Source organism: Streptomyces sp. NPDC051987 (assembly GCF_040680735.1).
GTDB lineage: Bacteria > Actinomycetota > Actinomycetes > Streptomycetales > Streptomycetaceae > Streptomyces.
The window spans coordinates 22,005-43,988 of record NZ_JBFAXI010000011.1 but is presented as its reverse complement, the minus strand read 5'-3'; the positions used below and the strand labels follow the sequence as shown (position 1 = coordinate 43,988).

At 72.2% G+C, this 21,984-nt stretch carries 22 protein-coding genes and 3 pseudogenes; 12 read left to right on the top strand and 13 right to left on the bottom strand.

Annotated features, from left to right (window positions below):
• Positions 1 to 56: 56 nt before the first annotated feature.
• Positions 57 to 512: a carboxymuconolactone decarboxylase family protein gene (locus AB0M11_RS09035; RefSeq protein WP_365702979.1), complete on the top strand. Its 456-nt coding sequence runs from the start codon at positions 57 to 59 to the stop codon at positions 510 to 512.
• A gap of 577 nt (positions 513 to 1,089) precedes the next feature.
• On the opposite strand, the gene AB0M11_RS09030 is transcribed toward AB0M11_RS09035, so the two are convergent.
• Positions 1,090 to 1,434, bottom strand: coding sequence for a hypothetical protein (locus AB0M11_RS09030; RefSeq protein ID WP_365702977.1), 345 nt, complete (start codon positions 1,432 to 1,434; stop codon positions 1,090 to 1,092).
• A 349-nt stretch (positions 1,435 to 1,783) separates the two neighbouring features.
• Between AB0M11_RS09030 and AB0M11_RS09025 the strand changes: the two genes are divergently transcribed.
• The gene (locus AB0M11_RS09025; protein WP_365702975.1) at positions 1,784 to 3,097 is read left to right on the top strand and encodes an amidohydrolase family protein; all 1,314 of its coding nucleotides are present in this window, start codon (positions 1,784 to 1,786) and stop codon (positions 3,095 to 3,097) included.
• A 12-nt stretch (positions 3,098 to 3,109) separates the two neighbouring features.
• Here the strand turns inward: AB0M11_RS09025 and AB0M11_RS09020 are convergent.
• Positions 3,110 to 3,379 (bottom strand): annotated as a pseudogene (locus tag AB0M11_RS09020) (MFS transporter); the annotation flags it as partial.
• Between the two features lie 70 nt (positions 3,380 to 3,449).
• Between AB0M11_RS09020 and AB0M11_RS09015 the strand changes: the two are divergent.
• From AB0M11_RS09015 to AB0M11_RS09000, 4 genes and pseudogenes are all read left to right on the top strand, one after another.
• Positions 3,450 to 3,650, top strand: a pseudogene (locus AB0M11_RS09015) (TetR family transcriptional regulator); the annotation flags it as partial.
• Between the two features lie 156 nt (positions 3,651 to 3,806).
• Positions 3,807 to 5,888 (top strand): NAD-binding lipoprotein, encoded by a 2,082-nt coding sequence (locus AB0M11_RS09010; RefSeq protein ID WP_365702973.1) that lies wholly within the window; start codon positions 3,807 to 3,809, stop codon positions 5,886 to 5,888.
• Between the two features lie 559 nt (positions 5,889 to 6,447).
• Positions 6,448 to 6,705: a DUF2630 family protein gene (locus tag AB0M11_RS09005; protein WP_365702971.1), complete on the top strand. Its 258-nt coding sequence runs from the start codon at positions 6,448 to 6,450 to the stop codon at positions 6,703 to 6,705.
• Between the two features lie 72 nt (positions 6,706 to 6,777).
• Positions 6,778 to 7,228, top strand: a pseudogene (locus AB0M11_RS09000) (hypothetical protein); the annotation flags it as partial.
• 88 nt (positions 7,229 to 7,316) lie between these two features.
• Here the strand turns inward: AB0M11_RS09000 and AB0M11_RS08995 are convergent.
• Entirely contained in the window at positions 7,317 to 7,946 is a 630-nt protein-coding gene (locus AB0M11_RS08995) for a TetR/AcrR family transcriptional regulator (RefSeq protein WP_365702969.1), read from the bottom strand.
• An 82-nt stretch (positions 7,947 to 8,028) separates the two neighbouring features.
• On the opposite strand from AB0M11_RS08995, the gene AB0M11_RS08990 reads away from it, so the two are divergent.
• Positions 8,029 to 8,829: a sugar phosphate isomerase/epimerase gene (locus AB0M11_RS08990; RefSeq protein WP_365702967.1), complete on the top strand. Its 801-nt coding sequence runs from the start codon at positions 8,029 to 8,031 to the stop codon at positions 8,827 to 8,829.
• Entirely contained in the window at positions 8,829 to 9,947 is a 1,119-nt protein-coding gene (locus AB0M11_RS08985; protein ID WP_365702965.1) for a Gfo/Idh/MocA family oxidoreductase, read from the top strand. Before AB0M11_RS08990 ends, AB0M11_RS08985 begins: the two co-directional genes overlap by 1 nt.
• A gap of 10 nt (positions 9,948 to 9,957) precedes the next feature.
• Here the strand turns inward: AB0M11_RS08985 and AB0M11_RS08980 are convergent, their stop codons facing one another.
• The 5 genes from AB0M11_RS08980 to AB0M11_RS08960 form a co-directional block, all read right to left on the bottom strand.
• Positions 9,958 to 10,131 (bottom strand): hypothetical protein, encoded by a 174-nt coding sequence (locus AB0M11_RS08980; RefSeq protein ID WP_365702963.1) that lies wholly within the window; start codon positions 10,129 to 10,131, stop codon positions 9,958 to 9,960.
• 224 nt (positions 10,132 to 10,355) lie between these two features.
• Positions 10,356 to 10,622 (bottom strand): DUF4235 domain-containing protein, encoded by a 267-nt coding sequence (locus AB0M11_RS08975; protein ID WP_365702961.1) that lies wholly within the window; start codon positions 10,620 to 10,622, stop codon positions 10,356 to 10,358.
• 5 nt (positions 10,623 to 10,627) lie between these two features.
• Positions 10,628 to 10,999, bottom strand: a complete 372-nt coding sequence (locus AB0M11_RS08970; RefSeq protein ID WP_365702959.1) for a DUF3618 domain-containing protein — start codon at positions 10,997 to 10,999, stop codon at positions 10,628 to 10,630.
• Positions 10,996 to 11,382: a phage holin family protein gene (locus tag AB0M11_RS08965; protein ID WP_365702957.1), complete on the bottom strand. Its 387-nt coding sequence runs from the start codon at positions 11,380 to 11,382 to the stop codon at positions 10,996 to 10,998. The genes AB0M11_RS08970 and AB0M11_RS08965 overlap by 4 nt, the downstream gene beginning before the upstream one ends.
• 255 nt (positions 11,383 to 11,637) lie before the next feature.
• Positions 11,638 to 12,720: a YihY/virulence factor BrkB family protein gene (locus AB0M11_RS08960; RefSeq protein ID WP_365702955.1), complete on the bottom strand. Its 1,083-nt coding sequence runs from the start codon at positions 12,718 to 12,720 to the stop codon at positions 11,638 to 11,640.
• Positions 12,721 to 12,912: 192 nt separating this feature from the next.
• Between AB0M11_RS08960 and AB0M11_RS08955 the strand changes: the two genes are divergently transcribed.
• Positions 12,913 to 14,103, top strand: a complete 1,191-nt coding sequence (locus AB0M11_RS08955) for an amidohydrolase (RefSeq protein ID WP_365702953.1) — start codon at positions 12,913 to 12,915, stop codon at positions 14,101 to 14,103.
• Between the two features lie 184 nt (positions 14,104 to 14,287).
• Here AB0M11_RS08955 and AB0M11_RS08950 read toward each other — a convergent pair whose 3' ends face one another.
• Positions 14,288 to 14,770 (bottom strand): MSMEG_6728 family protein, encoded by a 483-nt coding sequence (locus AB0M11_RS08950; protein WP_365702952.1) that lies wholly within the window; start codon positions 14,768 to 14,770, stop codon positions 14,288 to 14,290.
• 284 nt (positions 14,771 to 15,054) lie between these two features.
• Entirely contained in the window at positions 15,055 to 15,717 is a 663-nt protein-coding gene (locus AB0M11_RS08945) for a Tat pathway signal sequence domain protein (protein WP_365702950.1), read from the bottom strand.
• A 309-nt stretch (positions 15,718 to 16,026) separates the two neighbouring features.
• Between AB0M11_RS08945 and AB0M11_RS08940 the strand changes: the two genes are divergently transcribed.
• Complete coding sequence (locus tag AB0M11_RS08940) at positions 16,027 to 16,770, top strand: helix-turn-helix domain-containing protein (RefSeq protein WP_365702948.1); 744 nt, start codon at positions 16,027 to 16,029, stop codon at positions 16,768 to 16,770.
• Positions 16,771 to 16,890: 120 nt separating this feature from the next.
• Here AB0M11_RS08940 and AB0M11_RS08935 read toward each other — a convergent pair whose 3' ends face one another.
• Complete coding sequence (locus AB0M11_RS08935) at positions 16,891 to 17,880, bottom strand: YafY family protein (protein ID WP_365702946.1); 990 nt, start codon at positions 17,878 to 17,880, stop codon at positions 16,891 to 16,893.
• Between the two features lie 93 nt (positions 17,881 to 17,973).
• Between AB0M11_RS08935 and AB0M11_RS08930 the strand changes: the two genes are divergently transcribed.
• Positions 17,974 to 18,372 carry a VOC family protein gene (locus AB0M11_RS08930; protein WP_365702944.1) on the top strand — a complete coding sequence of 133 codons (399 nt, stop codon included), beginning with the start codon at positions 17,974 to 17,976 and terminating at the stop codon, positions 18,370 to 18,372.
• Positions 18,373 to 18,737: 365 nt separating this feature from the next.
• Here the strand turns inward: AB0M11_RS08930 and AB0M11_RS08925 are convergent, their stop codons facing one another.
• Entirely contained in the window at positions 18,738 to 19,691 is a 954-nt protein-coding gene (locus AB0M11_RS08925) for an NADP-dependent oxidoreductase (protein ID WP_365702942.1), read from the bottom strand.
• Between the two features lie 121 nt (positions 19,692 to 19,812).
• On the opposite strand from AB0M11_RS08925, the gene AB0M11_RS08920 reads away from it, so the two are divergent.
• Complete coding sequence (locus AB0M11_RS08920; protein ID WP_365702940.1) at positions 19,813 to 20,400, top strand: helix-turn-helix domain-containing protein; 588 nt, start codon at positions 19,813 to 19,815, stop codon at positions 20,398 to 20,400.
• 61 nt (positions 20,401 to 20,461) lie between these two features.
• Here AB0M11_RS08920 and AB0M11_RS08915 read toward each other — a convergent pair whose 3' ends face one another.
• Positions 20,462 to 21,598 carry an acyl-CoA dehydrogenase family protein gene (locus AB0M11_RS08915; protein ID WP_365702938.1) on the bottom strand — a complete coding sequence of 379 codons (1,137 nt, stop codon included), beginning with the start codon at positions 21,596 to 21,598 and terminating at the stop codon, positions 20,462 to 20,464.
• Positions 21,599 to 21,984 lie beyond the last annotated feature (386 nt).

Here is a 21,984-nt window from a genome sequence, read left to right as displayed (position 1 = left end):
CGGCCGCCCCCACGCCCGGTGCGCGGCGCAGGACACCCCGACGAATCGAAGGAATCATGACCGACCCCCGCGTCAACATCGGCCGGCAGCACCCGGCCCCCTACAAGACCCTCATCGCCCTCTCGTCGCAGGTGGAAGAGGCCACCGCCGCGGCAGGCCTCGACCCGCTCCTGGTCGAACTGCTGAGGATCCGCACCTCGCAGATCAACGGCTGCTCCTTCTGCCTGCGCATGCACACCCGCGACGCCCTCAAGAAGGGCGAGAACCCCGACCGGATCGCCGTGCTGCCGGCGTGGGCGGAGACCGGCTACTTCTCCGAGACGGATCGCGCCGCCCTCCGCCTGACCGAGGCGATCACACGCGTGCCGGACGGACACGTCAGCGACGAGGACTTCAACGCCGCCGCGGCCGTGCTCACCGCGGACCAGATCTCCGCAGTCGCCTGGCTGGCAACGGTGATGAACGCCTTCAACCGCGTCGCGATCACCAGCCGGTACCCCGTCGGCAGCTGACTTCGACGACGGCACCGGCCGTCGCAGACGTGCAGCAGGCTCAGTGACGCCGCGGGAAGGGGAAAGGGTCCCTGGCGCCACGCACCAGGGACCCTCACGGACTGCGACGCTGGACGACTGGGGGTTCCACCCAGCGGCGCCTGTCCGTCAGTGGTGGCTGAGGAGCTTTGCGGCCAGTTCCCAGAGCGCCCTGGCTCCGAGAGCTAAGCCCAGCCGTTCCGCAACCTCACGGACCCGCCCCTTCCGAGACCGGGACCGCTTCCTGTCCACCATGTGGCCACCTCACCTCATCTTGATTTGGGCCGGGTCGACCGGTTGATCCGGCGACCCCCAGGACGGCGGATCCCTCGGAGCAACCCGGCCCAGCCCACTGATGAGGTAAGGCACTTTCAGATTAGGCATCGACTTGGCTGCCGTCCAGGCCTGTTCGCGCCGATGACGGGCGCGGGCACGGCGGGCACGAGTCTTCTCGTCGGATCGCCGACCGCAAGGAACTCGGTGACCGGCGGAAGACTGCCCGCCGTGCCGTCACGCGCACGTGCCCGTCACCTACGACCGAACCCTCACGGCCGACTGCTCAGTAGTACATGAACGTCGGGATCAGGCCGCCGCCGCTGGCATTGGGGACCGTCACCAGCCCGCCGGCGCCGACGCCCCTGCTGTTGGCGACGTTGACCACGTCGTAGACCGAGCCGTAGTTGCCCATCCAGTGCCACGAGGGGTCGGATTTCTGGGCCTTGCAGGCGCTGGCGAGCTTGATGCCTTCCTGGGCGGTGAGGACCTGGTCGGTGCGAGGCATGTAGCAGCCGGCGTTCGGCGTCGTCGGCGCCTTGGGCGCCGGTGCGGCGGGGGCCGGAATCGCCATGCCGATCAGCAGGGCCGTGGGCGCGGCCGCGATGGCGAGGGTGCGAAGTCGGTTCATGGTTGACCTCCCTTGCTGGCCACCTGTCTGGGAATTGAGATCCGAACCGACCGTAAGGACGCCGGGTGCGATACCGCCATTCGGGTGCAGCCGTTCGGGTGACGGCGGAGTGCCGTTCGGGCTGAGGACCGTCAAGGCCCCCGGTCAGCGAACCCGGCGTCCACGAGCGCGAGTGGCCGCCCGTCGCGCTCGCCGAACTGCACCACGAGCTCCCCGGTCGGAACTCCGGCCGGCCTGCTGCGGGTCGGCGGTCACGGTCACCGGCCTGGCGGCCGGCCGGACCGGGCGAGGTACCCGGCCACGCGTGGTACATACGGCGTGACAACCTCCCAGTGGATCGAAGGTGACCATGACCGACCTCCCCCCGGGCGCCCCGACCCCCTGGGCCGCCCCACCCGTCGGAACCGTCACGGTCTACCGCGGCGCCACCCTGTTCGACGGCACCGGCGCCCCGCTCCGCCCCGACACCACGATCGTCACCGACGGCTCCCGCCTGCACGCCGTCATCGGCGACGGAGATCCGCTGCCCCCGCACGCCGCCGACGCACCCCGCGTCGACCTGGACGGCCGCTTCGTCGTCCCCGGCCTCATCGACACCCACCAGCACCTGGCCACCCCGCCCGACCGGCCCGCCGCCGAGGCGGTGCTCCGGCGCCTGGTGTACAGCGGGGTCACCGCCGTCCGCGACATGGCCGATGACCTGCGCCACATCGGCGACCTGGCCCGCGCCACCCTGGTCGGCGAGATCCCGGGACCCGAGATCCGCTACGCCGCCCTCATGGCCGGGCCCTCCTTCTTCGACGACCCCCGCACCCACGAGGTGTCCCGCGGTGCCGTGCCGGGTGCCGTCCCCTGGATGCAGGCCGTCACCCCCGACACCGACCTGCCGGTCGCCGTCGCCCTCGCCCGCGGCACCCACGCCGCCGCGATCAAGGTCTACGCCGACCTGGACGCCGCGACCGTCGCCGCCGTCACCGCTGAGGCGCACCGCCAGGGCATCGCCGTCTGGGCGCACGCCACCGTCTTCCCGGCCGCGCCCGGCGAGGTCGTCGCCGCGGGCGTCGACAGCGTCTCGCACGTCACCCTGCTCGCCTACGAGGGCGCCACCGAGCCGCTGACCAGGTACAAGACCAAACCACCCATCGGCTACGACCGTTTCGCCGCCGGTGACGCCCCGGAACTGACCGCCCTCTTCGCCGAGATGCGCCGCCGCGGCACCGTCCTGGACGCCACCGCGTCCATGTGGACCACCGGCGAACTCCGGGGCGACACCACCGAGTCCGCCGAACGTGCCGCCGGCAACACCGAGTTGGCCGCCGCCGTCACCGCGCAGGCGCACCGCGCCGGGGTCGACGTCTGCACCGGCACCGACTTCGAGACCGCCCCCGGGGACCCCTTCCCCGCCCTCTACGGCGAACTCGCCTTCCTCGCCGACCGCTGCGGCATGCCCGCCGCCGACGTCCTGCGCTCGGCCACCCTCGTCGGCGCGCGGGCCGCCGGCACCGAGGCGCACATGGGCAGCGTCGAACCGGGCAAGCTCGCCGACTTCGCCGTCCTGGACGAGAACCCCCTCCAGGACATCCGCAACCTGCGCACCCTCAGGTTCACCGTCAGACGTGGACGCCGATTCGAGCGCGCCGAGTTCGAGAAGGACCCCCGGTGACCGGCACCGCCGTCAGGCGCCCGCCGGTTCGGGGTCGCCGGCCTCCCGGGGCGTGCGGGCGGCAGGGGTGGCGAAGACGGCCGCCGGCACCAGGGCGAGGACCGGGATCAGGGCGTGCCGCAGGCCGAAGTGCTCCCCGAGGCAGCCGAGGGAGGGCGGGCCCACCAGGAAGGCGACATAGCCGACGGTCGCGGCCGGCGCGACGCGGGCGGCGGAGTCGGCACCGGAGTCGCCCGCCGCGGAGAGCGCCACGGGTAACCCTAGGGACGCCCCGAGTCCCCACGGCGCGGCCGCGGCGGCCGCGACCGCCTGGTACGCGTACGCCAACCACAACGAGGCGGTGTCCGCCACCACCCGCACCTGGCTCGAACGCAGCCGGGACAGCCTCGCCCTGCACTTCACGCCCGGGGTCTCCCGCGCCCTGGACGCGCTGATCGAGGGCTGGCCGATGCACCGCGCCTTCGCCGACGCCCCCCTGGACCGCCGGCTGGTCACCGAGACGGTCCGCGCCATCGTCGCCGCCGACCCGCGCCTGTCCGCGGACACCGCCTGAACCCACCGGCGTCCACCGAGATCGTCGAGCGTCTGCGCGACGCCCCACGGACCCGCTGCCCGAAAGGATGAACGTCCCGGTCGGACGGCGTGTCGCACCCCGCGCACCCGGCACTCTCCAAGTCGCCGAGGCATATGCGGAACTCAGGGGGCAGTCGTGGAACGAGCTCAGGAACGTACCCCGTTACGGCACCGGGCGCGGTACCTGTTCGACAGGACGCTCGCCCGCAGCACCGGAACGCTGCTCGGCTGGCTCGCCGTGTGCTGTCTGGCGGTCGTCGTGCCGGTCAGCACCCTCCTGGTGTGGACGGACCCCGCCGCGCCGCGCTCCTTCTCCGGCCGGCTCGCCCAGGTCTGGCGCACCAGCGCGCAGACGCTCCGGCTCGGCGCGGTGGCGGGCACCCCGGCGCGGATGCTCCTGTCGGTCCTGCTGGGCCTCATCGCCCTGCTGTGCGTGTCCACGCTCGTCGGGGTCGTCACCACCGGGCTCGGTGACCGGCTGACCGAACTGCGGCGCGGCCGTTCGCGGGTCCTGGAGCGCGATCACGACGTGGTGCTCGGCTGGACCGACCAGCTCTTCACCGTCGTGTCCGAGCTGATCGCCGGGCGGTCCGGAGGCGGGCGGCCTGCAGCAGGGAGGTCCGGGGGCGGGCGGCCTGCAGCCGGGAGGTCCGGGGGCGGGCGCCATGTCATCACCGTCCTCGCCGACCGCGACCCCGCCCACATGGACACCGCGCTCGCGGCCGCCCTGGGAGGCGCCGACCGCGTCCGGCTGGTCTGCCGCACCGGCACCCCCACCGATCCCGACGCCCTGGCCCTGGTCAGCCCGGGTGCGGCCAGAGCCGTGGTGGTGCTGCCCGCCGACGACTGCGACGGCGATCTCACCGTCGTACGGACCCTGCTGGCGCTGCGTGCCCTGCTCGGCGCCAACGTCGGACCGCACGCTCCCCGTGTCGTCGCCGCCGTGCACGACGACCGCTACCTGCCCGCCGCACGGCTCGCCGCCGGACCGCGCGGAACGGTCCTGGAGACCGACCGGACGGCGGCACGGCTCCTCGTCCAGGCGGCGCGGTGCCCCGTGATGCCGGCGGCACTGCGGGACCTGCTGGACTTCTCCGGAGCCGAGTTCCACGTGGCCGAGGTCCCGGAGGCGGTGGGACTCTCCTTCCAGGAGGTGGCGCTGCGCCTGGAGACGTCCTGCGCCGTCGGTCTGCTGCGCCCGGACGGCCGTCCGCTGCTCACACCCGCGCCGCACACCGTGCTGGTACCGGGGGACCGGTTGGTCACCGTCGCCCATGACGATCGCGCCACCGTCCTCACGGACCGCTGGGCACGGGTCGACTCCACGGCCCTCGCACCGCCCGCACCGCTGCCGGACGCGCCGGCCCGGGTGCTGCTGCTCGGGTGGAACCGCCGCGCCCCGATCGTCGTGGACACCCTGCGCAGGACCGCGCGGCCGGGCTCGGTCCTCGACGTGGTCACCGACCCGGCGTCCGGCCCCGCTGAGTCCGGCTTCCCCCGCCCCCGCAACGCGCCGCTCGCCGTCACCCACCACTCCCGGGACCTGGCCGCTCCCGAGGCCCTGGACGGCCTGGACGTCACCGCCTACGACAGCGTCATCGCCCTGGGCGCGGACCGTACGGCGGGACCCGAACGCCCCGACGAGCGCACCCTCCTGGCGCTGCTGACCCTGTGCTCCTGGGAGCAGCGCACCGGGCGCTCGCTGCCCGTGGTGGCCGAGCTGAGCGATCACCGCAGCCGCACCGTCGCCCCGCTCGGCCCCGCCTCCCATGCGGTGGTCCGGGGCGAACTCACCGCCCTGCTGATGGCGCAGATCGTGCACCACCCCGAACTGGCCGCCGTCTACGAGGAGATCTTCACCACCCGTGGCGGAGCACTCGCCCTGCGCCCGGCCGCCCACTACGTACTGCCCGGCCACGAGGCCGCGTTCGCCACAGTGGTCGCCGCGGCGCTGGAACGCGGCGAGTGCGCGATCGGGTACCACGCGCACGATCCGCACCGGCCCCGCCCGCACGACGGCGTCCTGCTCTGCCCCGGCAAAGCCGAACGCCGCGTATGGGACGCCGAGGACCGGATCCTGGTGCTGACGGCGGGACCGGTCCGGCGCGACACCCCCGACGGCGCGGGCGACACCGCTGCTGCCCTGCCCGCCCGGAGCGCGGGGCGCCGTCCGAGGAGCACAGCGGACCGGCAGGCCCACAACAAGGCGGCGGACTGAGCAGTCCCGTGGATGCGGTACAGTTGATCACGAGCTGGTCGCCGTGAAGTCCCGGCGCCCGGTGTCGCGTTGGTGGTCCAAGGAAAGACGCCCCGCTTCCTGTGGGGAGATGCAGGTGCAAGGCCTGCCCGGCGCTCGGTGAGAGGGCCCGTCCGCGAGCGGACGGGCCCTTTGCCGTGTTCCCGCACCGGCCCGCGCCGGTTCGGGACACCGTCCGCTGCGCGGAGGGGACGAGCCGGACCGGGCCGAGGAGACCGTACGCCCGGCGGGCCGCCGTCCCGAACACCGCGGGGTTGCCGACCCGCATCCGGTTGAACAGCGGGGTGGCGACCTCCCCTTCGAGCGCGTTGGCGCCCGGTCCGAGCAGGCGCCGCCGAGGTCCACCTCGGGGTTGAGGCGGTCGACGGGACCGACACGGGTGCCGTTGGCAACCGCTTTCCCTTCGGGTGCGGGGCACCGCACGCCGTGCCGCCGCCACCGGCCGATGCGTTTGCGGCCGGGGTGAGAGAAGGTAGGGGAGGGAACGGGGGTTCGTCGCGTCTTCCGGAGAGGGGCAGCCATGACAGGGTCCGAGGCCGAGAGGGAGATCCTCGGTCACATCACGGAAATGATCAGCCAGGAGAAGGACCTGCGGGACCGGCTGGCGCGGAAGGAGATCGACGAGCCGACCGAGCACGCCCGCCTGGCCCACCTGGAGACCGAGCTGGACCGGTGCTGGGACCTGCTCCGGCAGCGCCGGGCCAGGATCGAGGCGGGGCAGGACCCCGCCGAGGCGAACGTGCGTCCCGCGTCGGAGGTGGAGGGCTACCTGTCCTGAGGGCCAGCACCGCCCGACGCCGCCCGGCCCGCTCCCGCGGGCGACGCGGCTCGGCGGGAGGAGGCCGCGGAGATCCGCCGTTTCCGGGAGCGGCTCGGGCGGGCGGCCCTGGCACACGCACTTCATGCCCGAGCGGGTGCTGCACAAGGTCTGGAACTGCTTCGACGCCAACGGACCACTGGTCGGCGGCCTGGAGTGGCCGATCACCTACCGGAAGGCACAAGAGGAACGGGCCGCCCTCCTCCGGGAGTTCGGGGTGCGTGCCTTCACCTCGATGCTCTGCCCGCACACGCCCGCCATGGCGACCTGGCTGAACGCCTGGGCCGCCGACTTCGCCGGCCGAACCCCGGACCGATTGCACACGGCGACACTCTTCCCCGAGCCCGGCGAGGATTTCCTCGGCCTCGCCGAACGGTACGCGGAAGTGCGGCTGGACACGACCATGGCCTTCACCGACTTCACCGAGCGGTTCCTGCCGTTCCCACGCCGCGCCCTGCCCCGTATCGCCGCCCTGGGCGACCGCTCGCCTGGAACGCCTTAACCGATGCCGGGGGAGCCGTCCATGCGCGGCATTCAAACACACCCTCCGGAGAGGTGCGGGCGGGTGACGGTCAAGGGATTTCGGCGCTGACGAAGCCGCGCAGCACCGTCCTCAGGTGATCGGGCATGTCGATCCGGTCCGGGCTGAGCAGCCACTGGATCTGGAGTCCGTCGATGAAGGCGACCAGATCCGCCGCCAGCCGCGACGCGTCCGTGTGGGGGCGCAGCAGCCCGCGCCGTGCCAGGTCGTCGACGGCCGACTGCATCTCCCGGCGGGTTCGTTCGTAGCGTGCGACGAAGTACGGGCGGGCCGGGTGGTCCGCCGCGGTGGCCTCGCTGGACAGCACCGCGAAGAGACTCACGATGAGCGGGTTGTCCTGGTTGTGTGCGACGAGCCTGATCATGCCGGCGAAGTACGCGAGGCCGTCGTGGCTGAGCGCGCCCGACTCCAGGAAGTGCTCGCCGTCCTGCCGGTCGCGTGCCTCCAGGACCGCCTCCAGCAGCGACTCCTTGGTCGGGAAGTGGTGCAGCAGCCCCGCGCGTGAGACACCGCAGGCGGCGGCGAGTTGCACCATGCTCGCGTTGCGGTAGCCCACCTGCCCGAACGCGGCGACCGCGGCCTCGATGATCTGGGCGCGCCGGCGCTCCCCCTTGGGGTAGTTCCGGGTGGCCGCCTCCGGCCGAGCCGTTTCCCTTGCCATGACCAAGATGCTAACGACCCCTGGAAACCGTCACCCCTGTCGGTATTCTGTTCCCGGCCGTCCGCCACGAGAGGAGTTCCCTTTGTCGACACCACAGTTGTCGGTTCAGCTCTACTCCGTCCGCCAGGCCCTGGAGGCCGACGAAGACGCCACCCTCGGCCGTCTCGCCGCCCTGGGACTGACCAACGTCGAGGCCTTCGGCTTCGTGCACCGCGCGGCCGAACTCGCCGACGCGCTCGCCCGGCACGGCCTGTCCGCGCCGACCGGACATGCCAGTTTCCTCTCTCCCGACGGCGGCTCGTCCGCCCCCGACCTCGACGACACGTTCCGGGCAGCCCGGCGCCTGGGTGTCGACATCCTCTTCGACCCGTTCGTGCCCGCCTCCCGGTGGGCCGACGAGAAGGAGATCGCCCGCACCGCCGCCCTCCTGAACGAAGCCGCCGACCGCGCCGCCGAGCACGGACTGCGGGTCGGCTACCACAACCACTCCCAGGAGTTCGTGCACACCGTCGACGGCGTCAACGCCTTCGACCGCTTCGCAGACCTCCTGAATCCCGAAGTCGCCCTGGAGATCGACCTGTTCTGGGCCGCGGCCGGCGGCAACGACGTCGTCGCCCTCCTCGGCCGGCTGGGCTCCCGGGTGCGCGCCCTGCACGTGAAGGACGGACCCGTCATCGACGACCCGTTCACCTCGGGCGCCCCCTTCGACCCCGCGGACACCCGCCAGGTCGCGGCGGGCCGGGGACGGATCCCGCTCGCCGCCGCGCTGGACGCGGCGTCCCACGCCGAGTACGCCGTCATCGAGTTCGACCACTACGACGGCGACATCTTCGAGGGCATCGCGACGGGCCTCTCCTACCTGAACGCGAAGGGCGTCGCCTGATGACGGCTCAGCACCCGGTCGGCGTCGGCATCATCGGCGCCGGCAACATCAGCGACCAGTACCTGACCAGCCTCACCAGCTTCCCCGACCTGCGCGTGGTTGTGGTGGGCGACCTCGACACCGCCCGCGCCGAGACCCAGGCCCGCAAGTACGGCGTCGCCCAGTGGGGAACGGCCGCGGACGTCCTCGCCCACCCCGACACCGAGATCGTCGTCAACCTGACCGTGCCCGCCGTGCACGCCGAGGTGAGTTCGGCGATCCTCACCGCGGGCAGGCACGTCTGGTCCGAGAAACCCCTCGCCGTGGACCGGGCCGAGGCGCGAGCCCTGCTCGACCAGGCCGCCGAGACCGGCCTGCGGGTCGGAGTCGCCCCCGACACGATCCTCGGCCCCGGTCTCCAGACCGCCCTGCGGGCCGTCGCCCGCGGCGACATCGGCATTCCGCTGTCCGCGCAGACCGTCATGCAGTACGCGGGCCCCGATCAGTGGCACCCGAACCCCGAGTTCCTGTTCGCCAAGGGCGCCGGCCCCCTCTTCGACATGGGGCCCTACTACCTCACCGCCCTGGTCTGCCTGTTCGGGTCGGTCTCCCGGGTCGCCGCGCTCGGTTCGACCGCCCGCACGGTCCGCACGATACGCAGCGGCGAACGCGCGGGCACCGAGTTCACCGTCGCCGTACCCACCCATGTCTCGGCGCTGACCCAGTTCGAGGGCGGCGGCGTCGGGCAGAGCGTGTTCAGCTTCGACTCCCCGCTCACCCGCACCGGGTTCGTCGAGATCACCGGCACCGAGGGCACACTGGTCCTGCCCGACCCCAACACCTTCGCCGGCGAGGTCAGGATCACACGGGTGCCCCAGGGCGGCCGGGACGCGGAGTGGGAGAGCGTCCCCCTCGTCGGCGTCGAGGGCGGCCGGGGCCTCGGCGTCCTGGACATGGCACGGGCGGTCCGCGGCGGCCACCCGCACATCGCCAGCGGAGAGCTCGGCTACCACGTCCTGGACACCATGCTGGCCATCGACGACGCCGTCACCTCCGGCGAGACCGTCCACCTCACCAGCACGGCCCCCGCGATACCGCTCGTCCCCGAGGACCGGGACCCCCGCGCAACCACCCTGTGACCGAGCGCCGTCAGCGTCGGCCGCGGTACCTCCAGCCCGTGCCGACGCCCGACACGTGCAGCGCCAGGGCCGTCAGCCCCAGCAGCATCACGTTCGTGGACGTGAACACATCGTTGGTGCCGATGTTCGCGGCATTGATCAGGAAGGCGATGAAGAACAACGCCGCTCCCACCAGGCCGAGCATGGTCAGTCTCCCTTCAGCAGCTTGCCTCCCGTCTGCCCGCGCATTCCCTTCACAAGCCCACGGACCGGCGCACCGCCCGCCACGGCGACGCGTCGACGTTCACCACCCGCCGGACACGGCCCACGCGCACAGCCGCCCCGCCGCCAGACAGCCGTGGAGGCGTCGCCCCCGTGCGGGGCCGACGCCTCCACAACCGCGCTCCTGCGCGGACTGGACGTGGCCCGTCAGCCGGGCCACGTCCCGGTCAGTCCGCGGACACCGGTGGCGCCCGCGCGTTCGACCGCCGCCCTCACCACCGCGAAGACGGCGCCCTGCACCGTGGCGGCGAGCAGCACCTCGCCCCAGGACCGGTCCTCGTCGGTGGCGTCCGGGGCGTCCTCGTCGTGGCCGAGCACCTTCCACGTCTGTTTGAACAGCGCGCCCGCGGCCAGGCCGGCCACGGCGCCGAGAGCCAGCCCCACCGGCTTGTAAGCGATCTTCACCGCCTTCACCCGGCTCACCCCTTCGAGCGGCGGCAGGCCGCCCACACCACCACGGCCGCGGCCGCCACCGCCAGCAGCGCCGTGCGGTTGTCCTGCGCCAGCCGTGCCCCCTGCGCCAGCCGTGCCCCCTGCGCCTGGTGGGCCACGACGGCGGCCTTGCCCTTCAGTTCCCCGGCCTTGATGGCCGCCTGCTCCTTCAGCCGCCCGCCCTTCACGGCAACCTGTTCCCGGACCTGGGCACCCTTCTGCCGGGCGCGCGCCTTGACATCGGTCTTCGCCGAGAGGGCCTCGACGGTCTCCCCGAGTTCGGCACGGGTCCGCTCGACCTGCTCACGCAGTTCCGCGGGGTCGGCGGCGACGGATTCGTCGTGCGGCGGCTGGGTCATCGGTGCGCACTCTCCTTGATCGTGGCCACGTCGGCCTTCACGTTCTCGACGGTCTGCTCGGGCGTGGGCGGCGCCGCCTGCCCGATCTGCTTCTTTCCGTTGCCGGCCAGCACCGCGGCGATCACCCCGAGCACCGCTGTGACGATCAGCCCCGCCGCCCACACCGGCAGCACCACCGACAGTGCGGCGATCGCACTGGCCACCAGCGCCTGCAGCATCAGGAAGCCGACGACACCGGCGCCGCCGAACAGGCCGCCCCCCTTGCCGTAGTGCCTGCCCTTCTCCTTCAACTCCGCCTGCGCCAGCCTCAGCTCGCCGCGCACCAGCTCGGTCAGCTGCTGCGAGGCCCGCTGGACCAGCTCACCCACCGGCTCCTGGTCCAAGCGGTCCGTGCTCCGGCCGGATGAGACCCGGGGCGGCTGTGTACTCGGCACGGCGCTCACCTCCCGTCCATGTCCGTTCCTGCCCGCCGGTCGTGTCCCGCCCGGCGGTCCGACGAACGCGCGAGTACCCCGGACAGCCGAGTTCAGGACACCGATGCCAGCGACCGGCCCGCGCCCGCCGTGGACGCGCGGGGGCAGCACGGCGACAGCGCGGGCACGGCGCGGGGACAGCCGTGCGTGCCGTGCGCCCAAGGCTCATGCGTCGTCCAGCCTGCGCACGTCCTCCTCGTCCCACGTCCGGGTGGAGCGGGGCTCGGCGTACGGCTCCGCCTCGGGCGGCAGACCGCCCGCGACGGCCCGCTGGCGGGCGGTCTCGGCGTCGAACTCCAGACCGAGCAGGACGGCCAGGTTGGTGATCCACAGCCAGACCAGGAACACGACCACGCCGGCCATGGTGCCGTACGTCTTGTTGTACGAGGCGAAGCCGGCGACGTAGAACGCGAACCCGGCGGAGGCGATCATCCAGATCAGCAGGGCGACGAAGCTGCCCGGAGTGATCCACCGGAACCCCCTGACCCTCGCGTTCGGGCTGGCCCAGTACAGGACGGCGATCATCAGCGTGACCAGGAGAACGAGGACCGGCCACTTGGCGACCGACCACACCGCCAGGGCGCCGTCCCCGATCCCGAGCGCGGCGCCGGCCTGACGGGCGATGCCGCCGGTGAAGACCACGATCAGTGCGCTGATCACCGCCATCACCATCAGGGCGGCGGTGAGCAGGACGCGCAGCGGGAGGATCTTCCACAGCGGGCGGCCCTCCGGGATGTCGTACACCGTGTTCGCGGCGCGGATGAACGCCCCGACGTAGCCGGAGGCCGACCAGAGCGCGAGCAACAGGCCGACGACCGCCATGACGGACCCGGCACCGGCCCTGCCCTGCAACTGCTCGACGGCCCGGGTGATGATGTCCCGGGCGGCCCCCGGCGCCAGCTGCCGGATGTTGCGCAGCACCGCGTCGATGGCCGACTTCCCGGCGATGCCCAGCAGGGAGACCAGCACCAGCAGGGCCGGGAACAGCGACAGCACCCCGTAGTAGGTGAGCGCCGCCGCCCGATCGGTCAGTTCGTCGTCCTTGAACTCGTGCAGGGCGCCCTTGAGGACGGCGACCCAGGCCCGCTTCGGGAGCTTCGTCGGCGTGTCCGGCGCGCGCCGTTCGACGTCGGGCCCGGGTCCCGCCTCCTCGGGGGTCGGCACCGCGGGCGCCGGTGCCCCCTGTCCCTCCGCGTCCTCGCCGCCGTCCCGGTGTGCCGTCCGCCATGGAATACGAAGCCTCTGCATGGACACCGGGTAACCCTCCGGCACCCGTCCCACGCCGCCGGACGGGCAGAAACCGGCGGCGGTCGAAGGTGACAGGGCTTCCGCCGCGACGACCGGCTGTCAGGCCGGGGTGTCGTCCGCGCGTGCGGCGAAACCCGGATGCCCGGAGCCGTCGCGGAAGGCGGCCTGCGTCCATCACCACGCGGAGGACACGTGTCCCAGACAGCCGAAGCCGTGCACCGGCGTATCCGTGCCGAGGTCACCGACCGGGCCGAGGACCTCTGGCGGGTGGCGACGACGCTGCACGCCGATCCGGAGCCCGCCTTCGCCGAACGGCGCGCCGCCGCACTGCTGGGCGAGGAACTGGACCGCGCCGGTTTCCGGGTGCAGCCGGGCACGGCAGGCATGCCCACGGCGTTCGTGGCGCGCTCGGGGGAGAGCCGGCCGTCGGTGGCACTGCTGCTGGAGTACGACGCCCTCCCCGGCCTCGGCCATGCCTGTGGCCACAACCTGATCGCCGCCGCCGGTCTGGGAGCCGCCCTCGCCGTCCGCGCCGCACTGCCCGGCGGAGCCGGCACCGTGCTGGCCGTGGGCACCCCGGCCGAGGAAGGCGGTGGCGGGAAGGTTCTGGAGGCCGAGGCCGGCGTGTTCGACGACGTCGACGCCGCGCTCATGTTCCACCCGGGCGTGTACGACTGGAGCCGCGCGCCGCTCACCGCGCAGGAGCAGTACCGGGTCGGCTTCCACGGGCGGGCCGCCCACCCCACCGGAAACCCCACGGAGGGCGTCGACGCACTCGCGGCTCTCATCGAGTTGTTCAACGTGCTGTCCGCGCTGGGACGCCGGCTGCCGGAGGCCTCCCACATCCAGGGCATCGTCACGCAGGGCGGCACGGCCACGAACCTCGTCCCCGCCTACGCGGAGGGCCTGTTCGGTCTCCGCGCGGCCACGACCACCGCGCTGGACAGCCTGGCCGAGCAGCTGGGCACGTGCGCGACCGGAGTGGCCCAGGCCACCGGCACGACCGTCACCGTCGAACGGGCCACGGTCCGCTACGAGCACTTCCGCGACAGCCGGCCGCTCTCCGACCGCTTCGCGGCGCACCTGGAGCGGTCGGGCATCCGTCTTTCGCCGCCCAGGCCCGGCGTGTACCTGGGCTCCTCCGACATCGGCAACGTCAGCGGGCGGGTTCCCGCCATCCACCCCTTCGTGGCGATCATGGACGAGGGCGGCTCCGACCACACCCCCGAGTTCGCCGCCGCGGCGGTCTCCGCGCGTGCCCGGGACGTCCTTCTCGCGGCCACGGAGGCTCTGGCCTGCACAGCCGCCGACATCCTCGGCGACGCGCGGCTGCGGGAGGCGGCCTGGCACGCGCACGCGCCGGCCGGCGCCCGCGACCGCTGAGATCCGCCGTGTGTCCGGGCGGTTCGCCCCGGTCCGCTGGTCCGGTTGCCGGCCGGTTGTCGGTCGCACGGGGAAGGCTCTGCCGGACGCCCTGTGCCGAACCCGGCCCGACCCCCGGGGTCCGCTGGCTCCCCTCGCCCCTCCGGGGCGCCGTACGCCCTGGCCGTGAGCGGCGGCACGCGGTTCACCGGTCGGTGGGGTCCTCCGCGCGATCCGACGACGGCCACACGTACGGCAGGTCGTCGCGCACCCCGGAGAACAGGCCGGCGTACACGTCGTGGTCCTTGCGGACCAGTGCCGAACGGTGGCTCTCGTGGAACGCCTCGTCGCCGAGCCAGGGCGGGAGTTCCCCGGCGGCCGCCAGTTCCGCCTGGTCACGCACCTGGACGCCCGGACGGTACGCGGCGAAGTCGGCGACCAGGGAGGCGGCGCAGCTGTCCTGGTGTCCCTGCTCCCGCCAGACCCGGCAGATCTCCAGGCCGTAGCGGACCAGCGCCTCCTCGTAACCGGTCCACATCCGTACGGCCGGGTGGCGGCGCCAGCCGTACCCGGGGACGGTCAGGCCGCGGAGGACCTGCAGTGCCTCGACGCGCTGCTTGCCCAGCCGGCGCCGGTCCAGCAGGAGAGCCGTCTGCCGGAAGTCGGGGTCGGGCAGGAACGTCTGCATCAGTCACCGTCCGTCTCCCGCGCGGCACGGACGCCTCGTGGACGTCCGACCTGCTGCCGTCCGACCTGCTGCCGGTCTCGGCGCCGCGCACCCGGTACGGCGGTTCCTCAGGGCGCCGTCCGCCGTCCGCCGCGCCCGCCCTCCTCACGCCCTTCGCATTCTCCGCGCGCCCCGTGTCCTCCGCCATCGCGGGCGAGGTCAGCACGCGGGAGGTCCGGCCGGCCGTCGTGGGGGCGGTCGGCCGGACCTCCGGGCAGGGCGTCAGTCCTTCTGCCGGCCGGCGGTCAGTTGGTGTACACGGCAGGGGAGCCGCTGACGCTGCTGTCGACGACCGGCGCGTAGGAGGCCGTGAAGAATCCGCTCGCCGCGCACAGCGAGGAACCGGACGCCTTGGTGAAGGCCTGGTTGGTGAAGGTCAGGCTGTTGGCGGTGTTGGAGCTCACCGCGGAGAGACCGGTCGCCCGGTAGACGCAGTTGACGGTGCCCAACAGGGTGGAGAGGACCACCGTGGTCTGGATGGTGCTGCCCGAGGCCGGGGTCACGGTCACGGCGCCGCCCGAGGCTGCGGACGTGGTGTAGGGCAGGTTGTTGACGGTGACGCTCTGCACGCCGGTGACGCCGAGGACGTTGCTGGTGCAGCCGCTGAAGGTCTGCGAGGTCGCGGACTCCGTCGCGGTGCCCGGGGCGGCGGGGTTCGACGTCACCTTGGCGGACAGTGACGAGCCGGTGCAGGTGATGCCGGTGGAGCCGCCGCTGGTCGTGGCGAGGGTGGCCTTGGTGCCGCTCGCCAGCGATGCGGTGACCACGTCGCCCACGGAGACCGCGTTGCCGCCGGCGCTGCCGTAGGTGAGCACGGAACCGGCCGCCGACACCGAGGCGGCCGGGAGAAGGGTCAGGGCGGACAGGGCGGCGGTGACGGCTAAGGCGGAGACACCGATTCTGCGCATGCGGGAGTCCTCTTTCGGGCGTGCGGGTGGTGTGGGGAAGGGGCGTCCGTCCTGGACGTGGAGAAGGACGGGCGGCCCGAACATGGCGGTCCCGGGTGGCGGGCTGCCGGACCGGTGCGTGGTGCTCATGGCTGACTGGGCGTCAGGGACGCCGGTGCACTTGTTGCCGCCTTGCGGGTGCGTGACACTGACGGCTCCAGCAGGTCGTCCACCGCAGGTCCGCGTGAGAAGAAAACCTGTGAAGGTTGTAAACCTGACGAGTATTCAACGTCAAGGCATGGCACGTGACGTCGTGAGAAGGGGCCTGGAATGGCAGCAGGTTCGCCGGTTCCGCCTCCGCTGGTGCTGCCCGGTACCCGCACGGGGCGCGACCCGGAGCGCTCGCTGCGGCGGGGGCCGCGCCGTACCTCGCCGGAGGCCGTCGCCGCCAACCAACGGGACCGCCTGCTGGACGGGTTCGTCCGCACCGTCGCCCAGGTCGGCTACGCCGGCACCCGGGTCAGCGACATCTGCCAGGCCGCCGGGGTGACCAGGCCGGTCTTCTACGAGCTCTTCAAGGGCAAGGAGGACGCCTTCCTCGCCGCCCATCAGCACGGCACCTCCCTTGTCTTCGCCGCGATGGAGGAGGCCCGTGCCCAGGCCTCCGACTGGCCGGGACAGGTGCGCGCCGGTCTCGGCGCGCTGCTCGTGATCCTCGCCGAGGCACCCGCGTTCGCGGCGATGGCGATCGTCGAGATCGACGCCGTGGGCCCCGCCGGACGAGCGGCGCGCGAACACCTGCTGACTCGCTTCCGGGACTACTTCACCGACCTGCCCGACCTGGAACTCCCTGTTCCGGAGCAGGAGTTGGTCGACACAGTGGTGGGCGGCGTGTACTCCGCCATCTACCGCCGCATCGCCACCGGCCGGACCGCCGAACTGCCCGCGCTCCTGCCCGGCCTGGCCTTCTCCGTACTCGCCCCGTTCCTGGGCCCGGAACGCGCCGCCGCCAGCCTGGCCGCCCCACCCCCTGCCGCGGGCCCCCTCCCGTCCTGCCTCAACCCGGAGCCCTGAGCCGGACCCGCCCACGGTGACCGGGCCGCCGGGAAAGACGGCTGCGGCCGGTAGGGCGAGAGGGCGCGATGGCACGGTGCCTGACCAGTTGTGGGACGACGCAAGACCTCACAGGACGGCTCAAACCCCACGGGCACGGGACGCCAGGCGATCGGCGAACTCGATGACCAGGTCGCGGAGTTCAGCGGGACGCTCGATGACGAACGGCCGGTCGAGCGAGGCGAGCAGCGGCGGCAGCCAGTCCAGCCGCTCCGCCCGCAGCTCGACGCGCAGCCATGGTCCGGCCGTCCGGTCCGCGCCGCCCGCGGGCTCGTGCTCCTCCAGGCTCGCGACGCCGGCCGGAAGGCGGGCGCGGATCTGATCGACCGTCCCGTGGATCCGCAAGGTCACCTGATGCCGGTACTCGGCCGTGGCGAATCCCGACAGCACACGCTCCGCCGGATCAGGCCCCACGGGCGCTTCGAACGAGCCGGGCAGGGTCCTCGCGTCCGCGATGCGGTCGAGCCGGAAGGTCCGGTCCTCGCCGATCCCCGCGTCCTTGCCCGTGACGTACCAGCGACCCTCATGGGCGACGATCCCGTACGCGTGCAGCGTGCGTTCGCTGCGCCGTCCGCCGCGGTCGGTGTAGCGGATCGAGACCGGCCGGCGGTGGTGCACCGCATCGGCGACGGTGAGCAGGAGCCCGGCGTCCGGGTGGTCCCACGCGCCGGACCGGTCCGTGAAGGAGAGAGCTTCCAGGAGGGTGTCGAGCCGCCGGGCGATGTGCTTGGGCAGCACCCGCCGGATCTTCGCCGACGCCGTCTCGTTCGCCGTGCGCTCCGACGTCGTCAGCCCCGCCCGTCGGCCGGCGATCAGGCCGAGCAGCACGGCCAGCGCCTCGTCGTCGCTCAGCATCAGCGGGGGCAGGCGGTATCCGGGAGCCAGCCGGTACCCGCCGTAGCGGCCGCGCACCGACTCCACGGGCACGTCCAGGTCGATCAGCTGGTCCACGTACCGCCGCACGGTTCGCCCTTCGACGCCCAGCCGGTCGGCGAGCTCGGCCACCGTCCGGGTGCCACCCGACTGCAGCAGCTCCAGGAGTGTCAACACGCGGCCGGTGGGTCGAGGCATGTCCGCAGCCTAACGCGAATACAGGACCGATTCTGTCCACTATTTCTCCTAGCCTGCGACGTGCACCTGCTCAGCTCAGCCAAGGAGATCCCCATGGACTTCGTCTCGATCCGCATCATCACCGGCGACGTGGCGCGCCTCGTCGACTTCTACGAGCGGGCCACCGGGGCGCGCGCGACGTGGGCCACCGAGGACTTCGCCGAACTCAGGATCGGGGGCGCCACTCTCGCCATCGCCGGCACCCGCACCGTCCCGCTGTTCGCCCCGGGCTCTGCCCGCCCGGCGGACAACCACAGTGTGATCACCGAGTTCCTCGTCGAGGACGTGGACCGCGTGCATCAGAACCTGACCGAGTTCGTCACCGACTTCGTCACCGAGCCCACCACGATGCCCTGGGGCAACCGATCCCTGCTCTTCCGCGACCCCGACGGCCACCTCGTCAACTTCTTCACCCCCGTCACCCCAGCAGCCATCGAAAAATTCGCACGCTGACCTGGTCGGGCACTGACCCGGTCGCGCGCATCGCGAACGCCGTCCAGCCCGTATCGGTGCGAGTGGCGGCTCTGTGCGCCAGCCGGCCTCCCTCATCACGGCGGCCGGACTGGACCACGAGAACGAGACCTACGAGGAGGAGCCGACAACTCGCTGAGCAGGGCGGCGTGCAGACGAGGCCATACACCGGCCTCGGTCCGGGAGCGGGCGGCAGCAGCGGAGCAACCCGCTGCCGCAGGTCGTCAGGAACAAGATCAGCACGTACCCCGGACACACTGGCCGACCGAGGTCGACGAGAGCAATGTCCATGTCGACCGAGATCCTTGCTGGCGGGAATTACGGCGGTTGGTCCCGCCTGACCGGCGTCAGAGGCCAGGCGTGAGTGTCGTGAGATCGATGACGGTCTTCCCGCGGCGGGGGCCTGTCCCCGCCGCCGCGTGTGCTTCGGCCGCCCGGCTGGCAGGGAAGACCGCCTGGATCGGCACGTGGAACAGTCCCTTTTCGGCGAGATCTGCGGCGACGGCGAGTCCGTGACGCCCGTCGGCCTGGCCGCCGAACTGGCCGAGGGAGAGGCGCACCTCACGGCTGGGGCCGGTGAAATCCGCCAGGGTGACCACCGACTGAGGTCCGTTGGTGAGATGGATGAGTTCATCGAGCGAGCCGGCTCCGGCCACGTCGAGCGCGCGGTCGATGCGTGAGATGCCCAGCGCGCGAACCCGCTGGGGCAGGCCAGGCCCGTAGGGCAGGGGGGTCGCGCCGAGACCGGAGAGGAATTCTTCGCTGCCGGGGCTGCCGGTTCCGACGACACGGGCTCCGCGAGCCACGGCCAGTTGCACGGCGATGCTCCCGACTCCACCCGTCGCGCCGTCGATCAGCAGTGTCGTGTCCGTCTCCTCGCGCACGCCGAGCAGGTCCAGAGCACGGGTGGCCGTTTCCACGCTGGTCCCGGCGGCACCTGCCTCCTCCCAGGACAAAGCGGCCGGCTTCACCGCCCAGAAGGCCAGGACGGCGAACTGCGCGCTGGCCCCGCCCAGTCGGGCGACATCGACGGCGCCGAACACTTCGTCCCCGATGGCAAAGCCTTCGACGCCTTCGCCGACCTCGTCGATCACGCCGGCCGCGTCCACGCCAGGGATGTGGGGCAGGGGAAGGCTGTCACGTGAGGGTGATTCACCGGCCCGCAGCGCGAGGTCGACCGGCGCCACCGCGCTGGTGCGGACCGCGATGCGCACCTCGCCCGGGCCTGCGTGCGGCTCGGGCGCGGAGCGGACGCCGAGTACGTCGGGAGAACCGAAACGGTCGAACTGTACGGCTTGCATGATCACCTCTCCGGCCCGGAACTTCCGGGCGCCGCCTTACGGTAGACATGGATGTGGAGCAGGTGTTCCGTATCAGGCTGAAGTGAGAATCGCGGAGATCGAAGTGACTCGGAAACCACGCATGGACGCGGAGCTCAACCGCCGCCGTATCATCGCCGTCGCCCGCGCCGCCTTCGCCGACGAAGGGCTCGACCTGCCGATGCGGGAGATCGCCCGCCGTGCCGGTCTGGGCATTGCCACGGTCCATCGGCACTTCCCCGCACGCACCGACCTCGTCACGGCGGCGCTCGCTGAGCTCGTCGCGGAATGCCGTGGGGACATGCAGGCGTCTCTGGACGAGCCCGATCCCTGGCGCGCGCTCAGCGGCGTCATACACAGCTTCGCGGAGCACCGGTTGCAGGACCGCGGGCTGAACGAGGCTCTGTTCGGTTCCCACCCGGCGGCGGCCGCCTTCGCTGTCGACCGCCGCGAACAGGCACGGGCAATGGAGCAGCTCGTAGACCGTGCCCGCGAGGCCGGTGCAGTGCGTCCGGACGTAACAGTGGAGGACGTACGCGTATGCCTCGGCGCCATTGCCTCGTTCCGTCTGGCGCACTCCGCCACAGACCTTCAGCGACTCGTCGAACTCCTCCTGATCGGTCTGGCAGCGGACGACAGTACATCCCCCGAGATCAGCGCACGACTTCTCCGTGCACGTCGACTCGTTTGACCGTCCCGCGCGGCCCACGACAACCGTCACGCCTCCGCGTCACCCGCGCCGTTGAAGATCTCTAGAAGAACGGGGTCCCGGCGTCGAGCCCTGACAGCACCCTTCCGTACAGCTCCAGGTTGGCGGCGGGGTTGACGAACGAGTGCAGGTTCAGGGCGTTGAGGTCCCGCACGATCCGTTGGATCGGCACCTCGCGGCGCAGGGACGACGCACCCGACGCGGACCCGACCAGGTCCGCGGCCTCCTTGCACAACCGCGCCACATACCCGCACTGCGCCCTGATCCGGGCCCGCTCCCGCGTGGTCCAGGGCGTTCCGTCGGTCACCCGGGACTCGATCAGGCCCACGAAGTCGGCGGCGAGCAGTTCCGCGGAGGAGACCTTCATCGCCGCCTCGGCGAACTGGAGGTGAGTCACCGCGGCTTCGTGCTGACGTTCGTAGAGGGTGTAGGTGATCCCGCGTTGATGGATGCGCTCGCTGAACTCCTGCAGAGCCGCCCGTGCCAGACCGAGGGCGTTCGCGGCCGTCCAGGCGCAGAACAGCAGCAGCACCGGCATGCGGTAGAAGGGATCGGCCCCGGCGCGCCGCGACGGAGACGTGCCCGCCAGCAACGGCCCGACCGGCAGGACACGATGAGCGGGTACGTGAACGTCCTGCGCGACGACGGTGTTGCTGCCGCTCCCGGCCAGGCCGGAGACGTTCCAGTCGTCAAGCACCTTGAGATCGCTCATGGGGATCGCCAGCCACAGCAACTCCGGCGGCCCCTGTCCGGTGTCGCACGACGCGGTCAGCAGATGCCAGTCGGCGTCCTGACAGCCGGTCGCGAAAGGGGAGTTGCCGTTCACCAGGTAACCGCCGTCCACCGCAGCGGCCTTCGAGCCCGGGATGAGCGTGCCGCCCACCCGCACATCGGGACGGGTGAAGATCTCGTCCTGGGCCTGGTCCGGGAACAGTGCCGCGATGAACGCGCATCCGGCCTGGATCAACGCCATGAACCCGGCCGAACCGCACGCGGCGGAGACCTCGCTCAGCGCGTCGACCTGCGTCCGCAGCGAGCTCTGGTAACCCCCGTGACGCCTGGGGACGTTCATGCGGTGGATCCCGGCACCCGTGAGAGCCTCGACGACCTCCCCGGTCACCCTCCCGTCCTGTTCCGCACGCAAGGCGTGCGCGCGGATGAGGGGGTGCAGCGCACGCACGCGTTCGACGAGATCGGTGTCCGAGCGAGGTACCGACGAACCGGCCAAGGGACGACCTCCGCTCCGGGGTCCAGCAGCAGCCCTCACCGTCGCGCCGATAGCGTCCACTGTCAACGCGCCCCCAGCACAAGGCAGTTGATCCACCCGCAGGCGGAGATACCGCACGCTGCGAATGACAGCGGCGGGCCCGCCGCGCCCCAGGTGCGAGTCGGGCCTGTTCCCGACGGTCGGGGATGGTTCACGGGCCGGCGGCGTTGACATGTCCCTGCCTCGTAGCTAGCTTCACGGGCAGTTCCTCCCAAGCTCCTCGTCTTCATGGTGGACAACGTTGTCACGATCGGGTTCGCCGCGCCCTGTGCGGTCGGTCATCCGTCGGTCCGTACGTC

Bases quoted from the DNA above. Each gene is read 5' to 3' on its own strand.
- AB0M11_RS09035 (WP_365702979.1), top strand. From the start codon at position 57: ATGACCGACCCCCGCGTCAACATCGGCCGGCAGCACCCGGCCCCCTAC.
- AB0M11_RS09030 (WP_365702977.1), bottom strand. From the start codon at position 1,434: ATGAACCGACTTCGCACCCTCGCCATCGCGGCCGCGCCCACGGCCCTG.
- AB0M11_RS09025 (WP_365702975.1), top strand. From the start codon at position 1,784: ATGACCGACCTCCCCCCGGGCGCCCCGACCCCCTGGGCCGCCCCACCC.
- AB0M11_RS09005 (WP_365702971.1), top strand. From the start codon at position 6,448: ATGACAGGGTCCGAGGCCGAGAGGGAGATCCTCGGTCACATCACGGAA.
- AB0M11_RS08995 (WP_365702969.1), bottom strand. From the start codon at position 7,946: ATGGCAAGGGAAACGGCTCGGCCGGAGGCGGCCACCCGGAACTACCCC.
- AB0M11_RS08985 (WP_365702965.1), top strand. From the start codon at position 8,829: ATGACGGCTCAGCACCCGGTCGGCGTCGGCATCATCGGCGCCGGCAAC.
- AB0M11_RS08980 (WP_365702963.1), bottom strand. From the start codon at position 10,131: ATGCTCGGCCTGGTGGGAGCGGCGTTGTTCTTCATCGCCTTCCTGATC.
- AB0M11_RS08970 (WP_365702959.1), bottom strand. From the start codon at position 10,999: ATGACCCAGCCGCCGCACGACGAATCCGTCGCCGCCGACCCCGCGGAA.
- AB0M11_RS08960 (WP_365702955.1), bottom strand. From the start codon at position 12,720: ATGCAGAGGCTTCGTATTCCATGGCGGACGGCACACCGGGACGGCGGC.
- AB0M11_RS08950 (WP_365702952.1), bottom strand. From the start codon at position 14,770: ATGCAGACGTTCCTGCCCGACCCCGACTTCCGGCAGACGGCTCTCCTG.
- AB0M11_RS08945 (WP_365702950.1), bottom strand. From the start codon at position 15,717: ATGCGCAGAATCGGTGTCTCCGCCTTAGCCGTCACCGCCGCCCTGTCC.
- AB0M11_RS08940 (WP_365702948.1), top strand. From the start codon at position 16,027: ATGGCAGCAGGTTCGCCGGTTCCGCCTCCGCTGGTGCTGCCCGGTACC.
- AB0M11_RS08935 (WP_365702946.1), bottom strand. From the start codon at position 17,880: ATGCCTCGACCCACCGGCCGCGTGTTGACACTCCTGGAGCTGCTGCAG.
- AB0M11_RS08930 (WP_365702944.1), top strand. From the start codon at position 17,974: ATGGACTTCGTCTCGATCCGCATCATCACCGGCGACGTGGCGCGCCTC.
- AB0M11_RS08925 (WP_365702942.1), bottom strand. From the start codon at position 19,691: ATGCAAGCCGTACAGTTCGACCGTTTCGGTTCTCCCGACGTACTCGGC.
- AB0M11_RS08920 (WP_365702940.1), top strand. From the start codon at position 19,813: ATGGACGCGGAGCTCAACCGCCGCCGTATCATCGCCGTCGCCCGCGCC.